This window comes from Ktedonobacter racemifer DSM 44963 (genome assembly GCF_000178855.1).
In the GTDB taxonomy this organism is placed as follows: domain Bacteria; phylum Chloroflexota; class Ktedonobacteria; order Ktedonobacterales; family Ktedonobacteraceae; genus Ktedonobacter; species Ktedonobacter racemifer.
Genome location: NZ_ADVG01000004.1, coordinates 704,908 through 719,347, shown reverse-complemented (window position 1 = coordinate 719,347; position 14,440 = coordinate 704,908). Strand labels below are relative to the sequence as shown.

The 14,440-nt window shown below is 53.4% G+C and carries 11 protein-coding genes and 2 pseudogenes; 5 read left to right on the top strand and 8 right to left on the bottom strand.

Translation table 11 applies throughout. The features are described from left to right. Positions 1–2: 2 nt before the first annotated feature. The gene (locus KRAC_RS44840; protein WP_007918757.1) at positions 3–1,754 is read left to right on the top strand and encodes an outer membrane protein assembly factor BamB family protein; all 1,752 of its coding nucleotides are present in this window, start codon (positions 3–5) and stop codon (positions 1,752–1,754) included. An 86-nt stretch (positions 1,755–1,840) separates the two neighbouring features. Here the strand turns inward: KRAC_RS44840 and KRAC_RS44835 are convergent, their stop codons facing one another. Continuing rightward, positions 1,841–2,464, bottom strand: coding sequence for a hypothetical protein (locus tag KRAC_RS44835; protein WP_169461027.1), 624 nt, complete (start codon positions 2,462–2,464; stop codon positions 1,841–1,843). 20 nt (positions 2,465–2,484) lie between these two features. On the opposite strand from KRAC_RS44835, the pseudogene KRAC_RS44830 reads away from it, so the two are divergent. From KRAC_RS44830 to KRAC_RS44815, 3 genes and pseudogenes are all read left to right on the top strand, one after another. Next, positions 2,485–4,120 (top strand): annotated as a pseudogene (locus KRAC_RS44830) (IS1634 family transposase). A 143-nt stretch (positions 4,121–4,263) separates the two neighbouring features. Then, positions 4,264–4,908 carry a hypothetical protein gene (locus tag KRAC_RS67740; RefSeq protein ID WP_007918755.1) on the top strand — a complete coding sequence of 215 codons (645 nt, stop codon included), beginning with the start codon at positions 4,264–4,266 and terminating at the stop codon, positions 4,906–4,908. Between the two features lie 143 nt (positions 4,909–5,051). Beyond that, positions 5,052–6,032: a helix-turn-helix transcriptional regulator gene (locus KRAC_RS44815; RefSeq protein WP_007918754.1), complete on the top strand. Its 981-nt coding sequence runs from the start codon at positions 5,052–5,054 to the stop codon at positions 6,030–6,032. A 137-nt stretch (positions 6,033–6,169) separates the two neighbouring features. Here the strand turns inward: KRAC_RS44815 and KRAC_RS44810 are convergent, their stop codons facing one another. From KRAC_RS44810 to KRAC_RS44785, 6 genes are all read right to left on the bottom strand, one after another. Continuing rightward, entirely contained in the window at positions 6,170–7,921 is a 1,752-nt protein-coding gene (locus KRAC_RS44810; RefSeq protein ID WP_007918753.1) for a DHA2 family efflux MFS transporter permease subunit, read from the bottom strand. 212 nt (positions 7,922–8,133) lie between these two features. Continuing rightward, the gene (locus KRAC_RS44805) at positions 8,134–8,712 is read right to left on the bottom strand and encodes a PadR family transcriptional regulator (protein WP_007918752.1); all 579 of its coding nucleotides are present in this window, start codon (positions 8,710–8,712) and stop codon (positions 8,134–8,136) included. A gap of 211 nt (positions 8,713–8,923) precedes the next feature. Next, on the bottom strand, positions 8,924–9,406 hold the full coding sequence (locus tag KRAC_RS44800; RefSeq protein ID WP_007918751.1) for a heme-degrading domain-containing protein: 483 nt from the start codon (positions 9,404–9,406) through the stop codon (positions 8,924–8,926). Between the two features lie 13 nt (positions 9,407–9,419). Then, complete coding sequence (locus KRAC_RS44795; RefSeq protein WP_007918748.1) at positions 9,420–10,511, bottom strand: Gfo/Idh/MocA family oxidoreductase; 1,092 nt, start codon at positions 10,509–10,511, stop codon at positions 9,420–9,422. Positions 10,512–10,660: 149 nt separating this feature from the next. Further along, the gene (locus tag KRAC_RS44790) at positions 10,661–11,425 is read right to left on the bottom strand and encodes a DUF4388 domain-containing protein (protein WP_007918746.1); all 765 of its coding nucleotides are present in this window, start codon (positions 11,423–11,425) and stop codon (positions 10,661–10,663) included. A gap of 401 nt (positions 11,426–11,826) precedes the next feature. Next, positions 11,827–12,000 carry a hypothetical protein gene (locus tag KRAC_RS44785; RefSeq protein WP_169461026.1) on the bottom strand — a complete coding sequence of 58 codons (174 nt, stop codon included), beginning with the start codon at positions 11,998–12,000 and terminating at the stop codon, positions 11,827–11,829. Positions 12,001–12,768: 768 nt separating this feature from the next. Here KRAC_RS44785 and KRAC_RS67735 point away from each other — a divergent pair. Beyond that, a complete protein-coding gene (locus KRAC_RS67735) occupies positions 12,769–13,095 on the top strand; it encodes a zinc-ribbon domain containing protein (RefSeq protein ID WP_075164557.1) in 327 nt (108 codons plus the stop codon). A gap of 472 nt (positions 13,096–13,567) precedes the next feature. On the opposite strand, the pseudogene KRAC_RS44780 reads toward KRAC_RS67735, so the two are convergent. Next, positions 13,568–14,357, bottom strand: a pseudogene (locus tag KRAC_RS44780) (RNA-guided endonuclease InsQ/TnpB family protein); the annotation flags it as partial. Between the last annotated feature and the right edge of the window lie 83 nt (positions 14,358–14,440).

Below are 14,440 nucleotides of genomic sequence, written 5' to 3'. Positions count from 1 at the left end.
CGATGGCTAAGCACGAGGATTCTATGCATACCAACGATTTCTATGTGCCAGAACAGGTAGACGAGCAACTGGAGGCTATCCTACATACAGGCCAGGCCAGCCCACGAGACCTGCGTTTGCTTGAAGGACTACTATCTGAGCTTTCCATGCAGCAGGAGCAGGCCAGCGCCACGGATGAAGCAGGCCAGCGTGTATTAACGCGTGTCTACTTTCGCTTGCAGCATATGGAAGAGATGCAGCGCCTCAAGGAGCGTCACGCGTCACCTTCTGCCTATCCCGAGAGGACCCTGGAGAAAAGAGGATCAGCACGCATGAAAGACGTGTTAATAAATACGGGACCCGAAAACAATGATGCCCTGCCGCCGGGCCAGGCACGACAACATAATCAGGCAGGAGCACCGTCAAAGAGACGAGGCCGCAATCTCTTTGCCCTGCTGGCGGCAGTTGTACTCATAGGTATAGTCGTAGGCTCATTCGCAATTTTCGCGCAGCTAAACCATGCCCAACCGGGAAATCTTCTCGGCAATCAGCAGAAGCCGACAAAGGCAACAGCCACGGCAGCCGTAGCCCTGCCGAGTTCCCTCTATGTGACTCAAGGAAATGCGATAATTAAACTCGATAAGCACAGTGGGAAAGTCCTCTGGACCTTTCATATACCGGGCGTACCGGGAATACAGAGTTTCAGGTATGACACCTTCACAACTTTACCAGGATTAAGTATCAATACTGATACTACGATCTACTTTTTTTATTCGTTACCTCAAGTCAGTAGCAAGAACATTAATGGTTTTGTCTCACATGTATATGCTATCGATGCTAGAGATGGACATCAGAGCTGGAGCTATGCTCAACAGGGCGATTTAATGCGGGGGCAGCCTGTAGTCTCGGGGAAGATTCTGTATATGGCGTTGAATACCGGGGCAACAGTGGAAAGGAGCAATGGTTCGGAGCAGATAACAATGGGGACAGGTGGCTATCTGCTCGCACTGGACGCGCAGACTGGTCGCACACTCTGGCGTACCCCTCTCAAAGGAGCTACGGATGGCAATCTAACCGTTGCGAATGACCTGGTTCATGTTAATGTAGCCCAGTTTAAAGAAAATGGCGGTTCAATTCGTGGTATTCAGGCCATTCATGCTCAAAACGGAGCGCCAGCCTGGTGGGCCTCGACCGAGAATGGTACGGCCCAATCGCGACCATTAGTTACGCAATCCTTTGTCTATACCTTCACACAGGAAATTGCTAATAACCAGAATACCTCATATGTGAACGCCTTTGATGCGCAAACGGGCACCTCACGCTGGAAATCGGCTCCTATCTCTGACGTGTCGATATCAGGAGTAACGCCAATTATGGCGAATAACAAGATCTACTTCTGTGCTAGCTTTGGTGGTGAAGCGACCATGGTCGGAAAGATATTTGCCCTGGACCCTCTCACCGGGCGGCAACTTGAGGTGCATGGTCTCCCTTTAGAGCTTTATAAGATGCGTTTTGCTGATGGTCACATCTATATCAGCTATGCTACCCATAACGGTACCAGTATTGATACCTATGGGAACTCTGGCCTGCTGGCCCTGGATATGGCGACCTACAAGCAGCTCTGGATCTACCAACGGCAATTCTTTCCCTATGATTACCTCTCCGACAATAGTGTGCTATATGTGGCGGTACAAAACCAGGTAGAGGCCGTAAATCCGAATACAGGCAAGTCGATCTGGCTGCAAGATATAACCAGTGAGTTGCATCCCAACTAGTTGAACTGCTCTTCACGGAAAAGGAGACGTTCTCAGCATCTTCAGTGCTGAGAACGTCTCCTTTTCCGTGAAGAGCTACCTAACTACTACGCAGTGAATTTGAATGACTTTAGCATGACCTGGAAGGCCTGCTCGTCGTACACTTTCTGATCGTCACCATAGAGGATGGTGAACTCTTTATCTTTATGCTTGACGGTGAGAACATTTATCTTCTCAGTGGCGCCATCGTTTTGCATCTCACCGGTGAAGCCCTTCTGATGCCAGGTCTCACCGCCAACCTGTACCGTTGCTGGCACGGTGGTTTCCTTATAGTTCTTAGTGGCAGACTTCAAGGTTTTCAAGTAAGTAGAGAGATAAATCTCATAGAACTGATCTGAAGCCTGAAGGCTAGTGCTCATGGGGAGAGCTGTAACGTTGAAGGAGCCATCAGGTAGGCTGGCGACTTGAACATTACCATTGCTGTTCTGCTCAATCCAACCCTTGGGATGATCAAATGTGTAGCCGTTGCCTTTGTAGGTCGCCACGTCGGGCGTGGGCGTGGGAGTGGGTGGCTTGGGTGTGCTTGCGGCGGTGGTGCCGCTATTTGTGGAACCGCAGGCTACTACAAAGAGAGCCAGCATCAGCAGGACAATCAGAAATGGAGTCTTTGAACCCACATTCCGCAGGGTAATTGACAGAAAAACGGAAATTGGATAAGGTAGTCTCAGCACACGCAAGGAGCAGACTCTCGATGCAGCAGGCTGAAGATTACCAGAACGAACGTTTGGATCATCTGGGAATTGTCGCAGGTATTTGCCAGGAAATAGGGCTGGCAGCCTGGTTGGACGCGCGGGCTCCTACCCAACAGCGCACGGTGAGTTACGGAACGGCCACAGTTGCCATGATCCTCAACGGATTGGGCTTTTCCAATCGACAGCTCTACCTGGTTCCTCAATTTTTTGAGCACAAGCCAGTCGCCCACCTTTTGGGGGCAGACATCAGCGCGGACATGCTCAATGACGATTGCCTGGGCCGAACCCTTGATTGGCTCTACGAGCAGGATGTGACCACCTTGTTTGCTGGCATCGCCCATCAAGCCCGTCACCGTTTTGGGGTGAAAGCCAGGCATCTGCATGTGGATACGACCTCCTTCTCGGTCAATGGAACCTACGGCAACGAGAACGAGCAAGTCATTGCCATCACCCATGGCTACTCGCGTGACCATCGCGAAGATCTCAAGCAGTGGATGCTGGCTCTTGCTACCACGCATCAGGGGGATATCCCTCTCTTTTTGCAGCCCCTTTCGGGCAACAGCAGCGATAAAGGGAGCCTGATTCAGGTCATTGCTGATCTGCATACTCAATTGCAGCAGCAGGAGCCGCAAGAGACGCCCATCTACGTGGCTGATAGTGGCCTCTACAGTGCGCACAACATGCACCTGCTCAATCAAGCCAACGTGCAGTGGATTAGTCGGGTTCCTGAAACCAGCAAAGAGGCCAAAGCGGCACTCAGAGAGGCTGAGGAGGCGTGGACGCCGAGCGCTGATGGTCAACGGCAGATGGTACGCTTGCAGATGGAGTTGGAGCAAGGACCAGAACGCTGGATCGTCGTTCGAAGCGCCGATGGCATCAAGCGTGCGTTGCAGACGGCTCGCAAGCAGGCCGATAAGCAACTGGAAACCTGGAGCAAGAAACTGTGGCATGTGAGTACCAAGTCGTTTGCTTGCCAAGAAGACGCACAACAGGCCTGGCAAGCCAGCCTCAAAGGGATCCCTGAGTGGTTGGACGTCTCGATGGACATCACGAGCCAGGCGGTCTTTCTTGGGCGAGGCCGTCCAGCTCGTGATGCCGAACCAACGGGACGGCGCTGGAGTGTTACGGGCAGGGTCAGCCTCAATGAAAGCAAGCTGTTGGCGTACGCAGAGCGTAAAGCCTGTGCGCATTGTTGCCAGCAATATGATGGATGATGCTCAGGTCTCCAACGAGGAGGTGATCAGCCTGTACCTGGAGCAGGGCAGCGTGGAACGAGGGTTTCGTTTCCTCAAAGATCCCTTGTTCCTGGCCTCCTCGGTCTTTGTGAAAAAAACGGAACGGATTGTGGCGTTGAGCTTGATCATGGTGCTCGCGTTGTTGGTGTACCGTCTGGCAGAACATCGTTTGCGTGAGCAATTGGCAGCAACGGGGCAAACCATTCCCAATCAAGTCAACAAGCCCACCGACCGACCGACGATGCGCTGGGTCTTCCAATGCTTTGAAGGCGTTGAATTGTTGCACATCCGCACGACAACCCGCACGCAGTCGGTCGTTCTGCACCTTCAGCCGCTGCATCGACAGATCCTTTCTTTGCTGGGGCCAGCTTCTCAACAATTCTATTTTTTCTCAGATTAAAACTGCGGAATGTGGGTTTGAAATACGCTGAGATTTCATTGTTACGCTTCCTTGCTTGCCAGAGTTTATATTGATGAGTATATATTTGCTTTTCTGAAAGCTTAAAGTTATTTAAATTCCTTACTTAGAAGGGTTTATATTTTATGAGTCAGCAACCAGGGCGTTATTATGCACCGCCTCCTCCACCCCCGCCTTCTACTTTGTCCAATCGAGTTACTAATTGGTATAAGAGACAGCGATTAAGAGCCAAAGTTGGATTTGGCTGCCTGGCTATTTTTAGCGTCTTGCTTCTCTGTACATGTTCGTTGTCGGCTATTGGGAGCGCTCTCCCTCCATCTAAAGCCGATCAAGCTGCGGCCTCGACCCCCAAGAGCCAGGTGACGGTGCAGCCAATAGGAGCGCAACTTAAGGCTACACCTTCTCCTACACGGCAGGTCGCAACGCCGACCCCGACACCAAAGCCACCGACGCCGACTCCCACGCCAAAGCCACCGGTCCCAACGCCTACTCCGGCTCCAAAGCCACCAGTGTCGGTGCCTACTACAGCGCCACCCTCGCCTCCTTCAACGGGTGTGAATGGAAATCCCTGGGGCTACGACTTTGTGCCAGGAAGCTTGATTTATGCACCTCCGGCAGATTTCTGCGGCTATTTTAGCTGCATTGGCAGCTTCTGGTCGGGCAGAGGCTATGTGATGGAGTGCAACGATGGAACGTACTCCAAATCTGGAGGTATCAGAGGGGGCTGCTCCTATCACGGCGGCAATCTGAGACCCTTGTACGCGCATTAATTTCTCATTTTCAAACTAGCCTGTAAGCCACTCAGAATAGCGGCTTACAGGCTAATTTTATTAAATAAGACAGAGCGTGACATATTTTCCTGTTACAATAGAGAGCAAGAATATGAATGTTTGGGAAGGAGGGATGAGAAGCTATGCGTGCTGACCGCTTGCTCTCTATTTTGTTGCTCTTGCAGGTGCATAGCCGTTTAACCTCGCGGGAGCTGGCACGGCGCCTGGAGGTCTCGGAGCGGACGATTCATCGCGATATGGAGGCCCTGGGTGTGGCGGGTATTCCCGTGGTGGCGGAGCGGGGCAATGGGGGTGGCTGGGGACTGCTGGAGGAGTATCGTACTAATCTGACGGGCTTGAACGAGGCCGAGATCCAGGCGCTCTTCTTTATTAAGCCTGACCGTCTGTTGAATGATCTGGGGTTGCGTAAGGCCTCGGAGGCGGCTTTGATCAAGCTGCTGGCGGCTGTACCCTCCGCGCAGCGGCGTGACGCGGAGTATGCGCGCCAGCGTATTTATGTGGATACCGCCGGGTGGAATACGAGCGAGGGCGAGAGCCTGCCATATCTCGCGATTGTGCAGGCGGCGGTCTGGCAGGAGAAGCGGTTGCATATCGGTTATCTGCGTAATGAGGAGTTAGTCGAGCGCGTGCTTGATCCGCTGGGGCTGGTCGCCAAGGGGAATATCTGGTATCTCATCGCCGCCGTCGAGGAGCAGTTGCGTAGTTATCGTGTCTCACGTATCGCCAGTGCCGAGCTGCTGGAGAAGCCATGCCAGCGTCCCACTGATTTCGACCTGGCGAGCTACTGGCGGCAGTCAATGCGCTCCTTTAAAGCTAATCTGCCGCGCTATACAGTGCGTGTGCGTGTGCCAGAGGAGTTAGTCCACGGGCTGTATCATGCCAGCCGGGCCATGAAGATTGAGCAGGTGGGCGAGGCCGATGAGCAGGGATGCGTGGAGCTGTTGCTGCATTTTGAGATGCGCGAGGATGCCTGTGGCTATGTGCTCAGCTTCGGACCACGTGTGGAAATCCTGGAGCCGCCGGAGCTGCGCGAACAGGTTTATGAGCTGGCAAGAAGCTACGTGGAGCACTGGAACCAGCAAAGCAGGACAAACCTAACATAGACACCACATTTATGGGATGAAAGAAGCCTCTATAAAAATGTGAATCACACCCTGCCTGGACTTACGCGCGCGGAGGGGATAAATCGCGGTGGGTGAGCAGAGGCCATGCAAGCATGGCCCCTACAAAGTTTTTAGGGTTAGTGGGTGGCCATGACGACGGGCGGCTCGCCGTCGGCGACCTCGGCTGGTTTACGGCGCTCGATAGCGGTCAGGAGCGAGACGATGGTCCCAATGGCAGCGAAGATAGCGGAGATGAGCCAGGTCAGGCGGAAGGTATCGATAGCGCCCGCCTTGAACTCGCGGGTAATGCTGTCGTTGAGTGACTTCAGTTCAGGCTTGAGGGCCTGGCCTGCGGGACCGGGAATCTGGTCGGCCAGCTTTGTCAGGTCGAATGAGTTTTGATTGGCCGACGAGGAGGCCGCGGCCTCGCCAGAGGTGGTACTGCTGGCGGTGCTCTTCTTCAGACCTGTGACGATACCGTCGCGCAACTGTGGAGGGAGCTTGTTATCCTGGTTCACAATCTGGATGGAGTTCTGTTGTGCCTGGTTAATGTTGGGTGTGATCTGATTAGTGAAGACGGCGATCAGGATGGCGATACCCAGCGCGAAGCCGATCTGGCGGAAGGTATTGAAGATACCACTGCCCACACCCAGCTTGGCGCGTGGGACGTCTGAGAGGGCGAAGGCGGGGAAATTCTGAAAGCAGAGGCCCATGCCTATGCCCAGGATCGCCAGGCGCCAGGCCATATCAGGGTAGGAGGTATCCACACTGGTGAAGAAGGTAAGCATAAAGCCAACCGCCAGCGCCGCTAAGCCCACTGTCCCCATAATGCGGGGATTAAGGAAGAGACTGAAGGCGCCCGAGAGCGCCGAGACGACAAAGGCGGTCAGAGGAATGGGCAGGATGGCATAGGCAGCATTGAGCTGATCATAGCCCTGGGCATTGATGTAGTAGAGCACGGTCATCAGGAACGCGCCCTGGATGGCGATACCGAAGAGGAACATCGAAATGTTCGAGGCGGTAAAGCTGCGAATCTTGAAGAGGCTGAAGTCGACAATCGGGTCCTTCTGTCTTGCCTCAATGAAGACGAAGAGGACCAGGCAGACTACCATTGTGGCGAAGAGGCCCAGAATCGTGGGCGAATTCCAACCCCAGGTGTTGCCCTGCATAATCGCCAGGACCAGGCAGAACATGGAGATGCTCAGGGTCAGCAGACCAGGGAGATCAATGCCCTTGCTCGCACTTGGCTGGCGTGTCTCAGGTACGAAGAGCGCGACCATGATCAGGCCGATAATACAGAATGGGAGATTGACATAGAAGATGGCGCGCCAATCAAAGTTCTGTACCAGGAAGCCGCCCAGAACCGGGCCGATGGCCGAGGCGATACCCGACGAGGCACCCCACACACCAATGGCTGCACCACGCTTCTGGGGCGGGAAGATGGAGATGATAATTGCCAGGCTAATCGGATTGAGGGCTGCCGCGCCGATGGCCTGGAAGGCCCGGGCCGCGATAAGCACTTCAATCGAGGGCGCAATCGCGCAGAGCAGCGAACCCAGGCTGAAGACCACCATACCGATCATAAAGGTCAATTTACGCCCAAACTGATCGGCGAAGCGGCCAATACTGACCAGCAGCACGGCAAACACCAGGCTATAGGCGTTCAACACCCAGGTCGCCGTCGTCAGGTCGGTATTGAGCTTGGTGACAATGTCCGAGAGCGCGATATTAACGATGGTTACATCCAGGAGGGACATAAAAAAGCCAAACATGAGCGCCGTCAGGGCGAGCCAGGGATTGGCTACCTTGCCATTGCGCAGCGTGAAGGTTGTTTGTTCCCACTGCCCAGGTGTTGCATTTGGGCTTGAGGAATTCTCTGCCGCTGACATAAATGTTACTCCTTAACATGATAGGTAAAAGTTTGTGTTCATTGGAGACTTCTTATTATTGCGTGGCTCGCAGGAGTCAGGATATGCGGTGCTGGGCTGGCTCCGCCAGCCCAGCACCGCATATCCTGACTCTTTTCAGGTGTAGTAGGCACTGAGAAAGTCTCATCGTGTGGCAAGCTGTGGCTAACAGGCTCTAGGTATGTAGCCTGCTCTTAAAGCATCGTTGTGTCCCGAGCGCGGGCCAGTTCTCGTTCGCGCAGGTGTTGTGCCCAGGTATACTCAAGTTGCCAGTGCGCAATGAGATGATCAACGCCTTCGAAGATATCGTCACGCAAGGGCTGGCTCCAGCCATAGCTCGCATCACCAGAGCTATGTTGATGGAGATCCTCACGCTCATTCTGCAGGTGCAAGATGTGCGCCTGGCAGTAATTGAGGTAGTGATCGATCAGGTAGAGACGTTCTGAGGGAGCCAGGAACGAGAGAAATGGCATCTTTTGCTGAAAAACCTTCTGGTACTCGCCAGGATTAGAGGTTGTATCCAGCATTAAGAGGCGAAAGCGCTCCCGCCCTTTATCCGTGATTTGGTAGGAGCGATAAGGTCGATTGCCGTGCTCATTCTCTTGTTCTTCTGCTACAAGCAAGCCATTTTCTTCCAGCCTGGCCAGGAGAGGATAGAGGCGCCCATTGCTGAACTTGGCATAGGGACCAATCATGTCGTTAATAATTTTGGCGATCAGGTAGCCATGCGCGGGCTGATAGAGCAGATGGGCCAGAATGAGCAGTTCGTACATATCGCCCCCTTTCCTAGATTTTTCAAGTGCTTTATTTAGAGAGAGCTGTCTATATAACCCGTCATAGAGACATGTCTCTATGACCTATTGTACCCACTAAAATGAAAGAAGTCAATGAGGAAGTAGGCGCGTATGCCAGGAGCGGGCTCGCTCCTGGCATACGCGCCTACTTCGGGGATCGCGCAGCGCAGCCCACAGACATTGTCCTCACTTATGCATGCGCCGAGAGGAAGCTGCGGATGGTGCTTGTCACCAGTTCATGATCCTCGGCCTGGGGCAGCCCGGAGACGGTAATCGTGCCGATGATGCCCACATGTTTGATGATCAGGGGGAAGGCCCCACCATGTGCGGCATACTCGCTCTCTGAGATCAGATATTTCTCCTCGATACGCTTGCCCTGGCTACGCAGGTACGACCCGACATAGAAAGAGCTATGTCCGAAGCGCGTCACGACGCGATTCTTGCGCAGAATCCACTCGTTGTTGTCGCTGGCCGTCCCCTCCATCGAGAGATGGAAGAGTTGCTGGCCGTTGCGCACGATATCAATGGCGACGGACTTCCCTTTGTGCTTTGCAGCCTCGTAGAGGGCCAGGCCAAGTTTAAGCGCGGTCTCATTTGTGAAGCTGGTAAACTGGAGTTCCTCTTCCTGCTGGCGTAGTTCGCGCAGCAGGGCTTCATAGTTTTGTTCGGTCATGTTTCTTTCCTTGTTAGAGGGTGATGATGCGGGACTGGTGAGCACTTTTCTGGGCGGCTTCGATGACGCGTAGCGCTTCTACGACCTCGCGTGGGTTGACTGGTGGCTGTGTGCCTTCGCGCAAGGCATCGCGCAAGCGGGCGTAGAAGAGAGGATAGCTACCAGGCTCGCTCTCGACCTGGCCATCGAGGCTTACACCGTTGATCTCGCTAACGATGTGGCCCCAGCGCTCGCGAGGTTCCTGGCCCCATGCAGGCGTATTGGTGGGTGTTTTGCCAGCCTTTAAATCGTCTTCCTGTGGATCAAGGCCCCATTTCTCAAAGGTTCCTAGCAGGCCGCGTACCAGGAAGCGTGGGCCAGAGAGGCGCGCGACCTGGCTGACCCAGAGATGGGCAATGACGCCAGTAGAGAAGCGGAGCGCGACGAAGCTATCATCGTCGGCCTGGGCATGTTCGCGGCGCTTGAACATCTCGGCATAGACACTCTCAGGCTTGCCGAAGAGGAAGAGCGCCTGGTCTATGAGGTGACTTCCCAGGTCGAAGAGCTGGCCACCCGCATCTGCCGGATCAGCCGATTCTTTCCAGTTGCCAACTTTGGGCTGCAGGCGATAGCGCTCGAAGCGCGATTCAAAGCGCGTCACAGGACCCAGGGTATTGGCTTTGAGCAGTTTGCGGATAGTGAGAAAGTCATTATCCCAGCGCCGGTTCTGGAAGACGGTAAGCAGCTTGCCTGTCTCTTTACTGGTCGCGATCAACTGTTCGGCGTCGGTGACCGTGGCTGCCATGGGTTTATCGATGACAACATTCAGCCCGGCGCGCAGGGCCTCCAGTCCCAGAGGAACATGGGCGCGATTGGCTGTGGCGATAACGACCAGGTCATACTCGCTGGCATCGCTCCATAAATCCTGGACGTGAGAGTAGATATGGGCCTGGGGATACTTTTCCCTGGCCTGCTGCTGGCGATCAGGATTACTGGTGACTATGGCTGTGAGGCGCATGCCAGGCGTACTGGCGATCAGGGGCGCGTGAAAGACAGAGCCAGCCAGGCCGAAACCCACGACGGCGACGCGTACAGGCTCGGCTGACTGAGAGGACGACGAAGGCATATCTATACTCCTTGTTATTGCTTGCTAGTCAGGCTCTCTCTCATTATCCGCATTCGGCAAGCGACTTGCAAGAGTAATACATATGGGAGAGTGGCGGGGCAATGCCACAAGCATTGCCCCGCCACTCTCCCATATTTCTGCTTCCCTTCTTAAGAGGCGATTTTAAATCTAACGAGGCCCATCTGTTCTAGCTCTATCAACAACTGGCGCACGCCGAGAATGGAGTTACCGGTCAGGCGCGCTAAATCGACGATGGTGCGTTGCTCATCGAGCAAAAAGTAAAGGTGGCGCTGAGAGCGGGTCAAGGGATAGCGACCAATGAGCGAGATAGCGTCTGGGCCTTGCAGGAGGCGGTAGGGAACAAGCGTTGTTTCCTGCCCGGCAGGCGCCTGCTGAGCATCCCATGAACTATAGGCTGGTGATTTTGGGGAGTTGGTCGGCGGAGAGTTTAGAACAGACGCGTTCTGGAAAGGGAGCAGCGTATTGGGCGCGAATGGCCCTTTATTTGTGTGTGCAGGAGGGATGTTTGGTGTATAGGATCCCGGTGGGAGGGTATTTGATCGTGGCTGTATGCTCGCGGGAGGTATGGGGGTCTGGGGAGGCATAACGATAGGATCTGAGGTTGGCTGACTTCTTTGAGGAAAGGTGCCCTCCATTTCCATAGGCGAGGTGAGGGCAAATGTATATCTGCACTGGCCCCATGCAAGCAGCCAGTTTAAAGCCTCCTCGCCGGTGCGTGTTCCCACGCTTACCTCGACTATTCCTCCATGAAGCAAAATAACGCGCCCTTTTTCTTTCACGCCAGCTTTGCTGCGCTCTAAATCAAGGACACCACTGCGCTGCTCGTCAGCGAGATTTTGTAAAAAAGTCTCTAACTTTGTTGCCCATCCTTGTTGCGGTTCTTGTTCGGGCATGCTGTACCTCACTGTTTCTTACCCGTGATTGACATTCCTCCAACTATCTTGTAAATGAGCACGGCGACTCTGTCCTCTGCCGAATTACGAGACAATGCGGTCTTTGGAGGAAAAATAGTAGTGTAAATTATGTTTTGCTAATCTTTTATGGGAAAAGTAGTTTTAGCAACTAGACAATTATCACCAGCATAGTAAATATAAGGTGAAGGTACAATGTTTGTCAATGTTTTTTCTATTAAAAAAGCACTTGTTAGTTTGAAGTTACCACTCATCCTGGACGGGAGTAAAATTTACTTCGACGCGTGCGCGGTCGCCCCGATGAAAGGTTCGCGAATACTCGTCCTAACTGGAGCAGTCAATAAATTGTAGGGTCCAAGCCAGCTTGAACCCTACAACAGTCATCAAATGTGATCCAGTCGGCCAATCCGTGGGGCAATAGCAGAGTTGAGTTGTAGGAGGATCAGTAGCACAATGCTGATATATGTATTGATGATGCTAAAGAGCATGGTGACGGCGTAGAGCACCTGGTAGAAGACTATGCGTCGCTCGGTGGCGGAGCGTATTTCGGTGGTCACTTCGTCTTTCAGTAATCCTGCACGCCGGGCATAGCGCCAGCTGGCGAACAGGATGCCTCCCAGCAAGAGCAGGTGAAGCCAGTATATGCCCAGGGCGACGCGATAGGTGGTGACGACTCCCCACGGCTAAAGCCGGGGGCTTCTCAGCAAGCCGAAGCTTCCTGATGGCTCCGTCCGAGCCAAAACGTGTTTGCTCTCTTGTGTGAAAGGCGGCTTGTGAGCTCTTAAAGACCTTTCGAGAGGTACAGGAACACATGTACGCAAGCATTTTTACCATAGGACGCGAATTTACCTACGAACCCAGGAAACACTTTTCATTTGTGTATGTACAAAAACACTTGTTCTAGTATATCGGAGAAGAGTGAGTATGTCAATACGGGTGTATCCCCCACAACCCTATCCACCAGAAAAGGACTCGCTTGTATCCCCATGCCTGAAGGCAGGGGTCTTACGCTCGGTCTGATAAGTCGTTTGCCTTTCCTGAGACAAGTGTGAAACCGAAGGGAGCGCGTAGCCGCGCGCCGCTTTCTCAGGAGAGCCTTCGCGCCTGTGGCGCTCAAGGGTAAGGGATGTGCGTGCAAAAGAGAATCGGAAATTCTTGCCAAGGAGAGGATGAAAACACTAGCAGAAATGAAAAGAATGTGTTATACTAAACGAACACTGTATGGTGCTTTGTTGCTCTAAGTAAACTGACTGAGGTGATGGTGCGCAATACAGAAGTTCAACTATTCGATCCGTATAAGCGGATAATGAGAAAGAGAGTTCCCTTTGACTGACCAGACACTGTATTGTCGCGATTGTAACCAGGAATTTACCTTCACTGTCGGTGAGCAAGAATTTTATGCGAGTCGTGGACTGACGAATGCCCCAAGTCGTTGCCCCGAGTGCCGTGCTGCCCGCAAGCAGGCAAATGGAGGCTCACGTGGTGGCTACCAGCGCGAGGCACGTCAAATGTACACGGCTACTTGCGCGAGTTGTGGAAATGAAGCCACTGTTCCTTTTCAGCCACGAGATGATCGCCCCGTCTATTGCCGGGATTGTTATCAGCCCCGTGAGACATCGTATTCCAACAACAACAACCGATCAAGCTGGTAATACCGAAGTGCCATATTATTGTCAACCCAGACTGACCATTTGAAGTTGCGGTGAAACAGTTTAGCCGTAGCGTGTAAAATGCAGGCATCCTGGTTGAGGCTTGTTGTCGTTACTATGAGAAATCCCAGAATCGACGGAAGCGCAACGCCTAAGGCAGAAGCGATCACGCTTCTAGCCACAAGTCGGTTGAATATTATGGCTATATTCTAAAAAGAGGGTGTACTTCTCTAGTAGAAGTACACCCTCTTTTTAGAATATAGCTATACACATCCTCCAGCAAAAAATCTTTGTTCTTTTAGTTTCTTCTTATGCAGCGCAAAGCCTGGTAACACAATTTCGTGCTGATTACGCTCGCTATCTGTGTGATGCCTGCTCCGATTTTCATATGCAAACGTATGCAAGCACACGTTCACACCGAATTTCGTTGTTCCTGTTTCATCCGTAGGTGCCTCCGGGCCGAAGCCCTTTGGTCTTACCCCGCGTCCGCAGGCAAGTTTGCGTCTTCGTCCGAGCCAGTACCGGAGACGGCTTGATCCATGAGCCCGATCAAGCGAAGGGTTTCCCGTAACACATTCTGACCTGCGTTGTGATCTCGATCCTGCGAAAACTGATCATACGGACAAGCAGGATTCTGACACACAAAGATGCGATCCTTGAGCGTCATCGCTTCCCACGTCCAACCGCAGCAATGACAGGTCTTGACTTCCAGGAAAGAAACGGTCCACCTTGATCACCTGTCCCCCACGTTGCGCCACTTTTGCCTCGAGCAGACGTCTGAGGGTGCCGAGCGAGGCATCGGCGAACGAGCGAGCGAGACGGCGATTCTTGAGGAGTCCCTTGAGGTGGAGATCTTCCACCCCGATGATCCCGTAACTGTCGGCCAGCCTGGTTGTGAGCTTCTGAAGGACATCCTGGCGCAGGCAGGTGATGCGATAATGCAGACGGGCGACCTGTCGGCGCGCTTTCTCCCGATTCTTTGATCCCAGTTTTCGGCGATGCAGCCGTTTGTTGGCCTGACGCAATTTCTTGAGGGCGGTTTTGAGGAAGGCTTGGTTTTCGACTCCCTCTCCCGTACTCAAGGTGGCCAGGCGGTTCAGCCCCACATCGATACCCACGGCGGCTGGTTTCTTCACCGCGATGCTATCAGGGATCTCGACCTGGATGGACACAAACCACCAATCTGCTTGACGAGTAAGACGTGCGCCTGTGACTTTGCCCTGCAAGCGCAGCTTCTCAGCCAGATTGACCCATCCGAGCTTGGGGTTGGGTAGGCCGCGGGCGAGGTATTGCCTTGTGGCAGCCCTTTTCCCTCGGCCCCCCACCGAACCGGACATGCCCGTTTCCG